The organism is Streptomyces sp. LS1784 (genome assembly GCF_020103755.1).
Classification (GTDB): domain Bacteria; phylum Actinomycetota; class Actinomycetes; order Streptomycetales; family Streptomycetaceae; genus Kitasatospora.
This window is the reverse complement of the sequence record NZ_JAHSQD010001008.1, coordinates 1-1,627: the sequence shown is the minus strand read 5'-3', so window position 1 is coordinate 1,627 and position 1,627 is coordinate 1. Positions and strand designations below refer to the sequence as shown.

The following is a 1,627-nucleotide window of genomic DNA, read 5'->3' as shown; positions in this document are numbered from 1 at the left end:
GTTCCGGCGCGGCGTTCGCCACCGGCGGGCCGTGGCCCACCGGTGGCCCGCGAGCCTCAGCCGCCCGCCGCCCGCAGCCGGGCCTCGGCCGCCTCCAGCAGCAGGTCGAGGGCGTACGGGTAGCCGCTGCGGGGCATGTCGGCGGTGAGCAGGTGGGCGGTGGCCGCGATGTGCGGGTGGTCGGCGGCGTCGAGCCGGGCGTAGGAGGCCTGCCAGACCTGGAGGTCGGCGTTCTGGGCGGCGGCCGGGAGGGCGAGCGCGGCGGCGTCCAGCGCGGCGAAGCCGAGGCTCTGGTCGACGAAGGCGTGGTAGATCCGGACGGCCTCCGGGTCCGGGAAGCCCGCCGTGCGCAGGACGCCGAGGATCGCCTCGACGGCGGCGATCTCGTGGGTGCGGCCGGTGGTGCGGTGGGCGGCGAGGATGGCGGCCTGTGGGTGGGCCTGGTAGCTGGCGTGGATGCGCAGGCCGATGGCGCGCAGGTCGGTGCGCCAGTCGCCGGTGGGCTGCCAGCCGTGCTGGGCGCGGCCGATGAGTTCGTCGGCGATGGCGATCAGCAGGTCGTCGGTGCTGTGGAAGTAACGGTAGACCGCGCTCGGGTCGGCGCCGAGCGCGGCGCCGAGCCTTCGCACCGTGAGTGCCTCGGCGCCGTGCTGGCCGATCAGCCGGATCGCGGTGTCGACGATCAGCTCGGCGGACAGCACCACGCCCTGCTTGGTGGGGCGGCGCCGGCGTCGCTGCGGTTCGGGGACTACGCGGTCGGTCATGCGCAGAGGCTATGTCAATGCCGCTGACGTAGGCCAGGGGGCGGACGCCTCCACGGGCATCTCCCGCCCCCGCCCTCCCGCCGCAGCCCTCCCGCTCCCGGCCTCCGCCTCCTGCCCCCCCGCCGTCGGCCGGACTCAGCCCTCGTTGTGGGCCGGGGCCCAGGAGGTGCCGTTGTGGAAGTAGTTCGGCGCGCCCTGCCTGCCCACGGTGCGGAACGGCTGCTGGTCGCCGAGGTCCACCCGCATCGTGCCCTTGCGGCCGTCCTTGGCGGTCCACACCAGTTCGAGGAACCAGCTGACGTCCTGGGACCGGGTGGAGGCGTCCACGTCGATGACCTGCGGGTCGGTGGCCGAGATCCGGTACGGGAAGTCCTTCGTGCCGGTCTTCCGCTCGCCCTCCCGGCCGGGGACGGGGACGAGGCGCGGCGTGGCCGCGTCGAGGTCGACCGCGAAGGACGCCGGTTCGAGCCCGCCGCCGCAGCCGGACCCGGGCGTGTAGGCGTTCCACTTGGGGGCGGGCCGGGTGCTGACCACCTGCACGGACATGGTGTTCAGCACGACGGTGTCCGAGCTGTCGCCCAGGGCGGTCAGCTCGATGCGCAGGTGCCCGGCCGGGACCAGCCGCTGGGAGGCGGCCCAGCTGTCGATCCGGCCGGAGGACGACGGGGGCGGGGTCACCTGGGCGGGGGAGCGGGCGGAGAGGAACCACTGGTCGCAGGGGCTGCCCCAGTTGTTGTTGAGGACGCTGACGTGGAAGGGCGCGGGGGGCTCGTCGGGTGTCGCCGAGGCGCTCGCGGACGGGGTGTCCGCGGCGGCGGAGCCCGCGGGGGCCGGTGGCGCCGGGGCACCGGTGGGTGCGGTGC

1 protein-coding gene and 1 pseudogene are annotated in these 1,627 nt (G+C 75.4%); both read right to left on the bottom strand.

The genetic code is table 11. The annotated features are described in order from the left end of the window. Positions 1 to 56: 56 nt before the first annotated feature. The gene (locus KS423_RS45145; protein WP_224285467.1) at positions 57 to 764 is read right to left on the bottom strand and encodes a TetR/AcrR family transcriptional regulator; all 708 of its coding nucleotides are present in this window, start codon (positions 762 to 764) and stop codon (positions 57 to 59) included. 135 nt (positions 765 to 899) lie between these two features. Then, positions 900 to 1,627 (bottom strand): annotated as a pseudogene (locus KS423_RS45140) (transcriptional regulator); the annotation flags it as partial.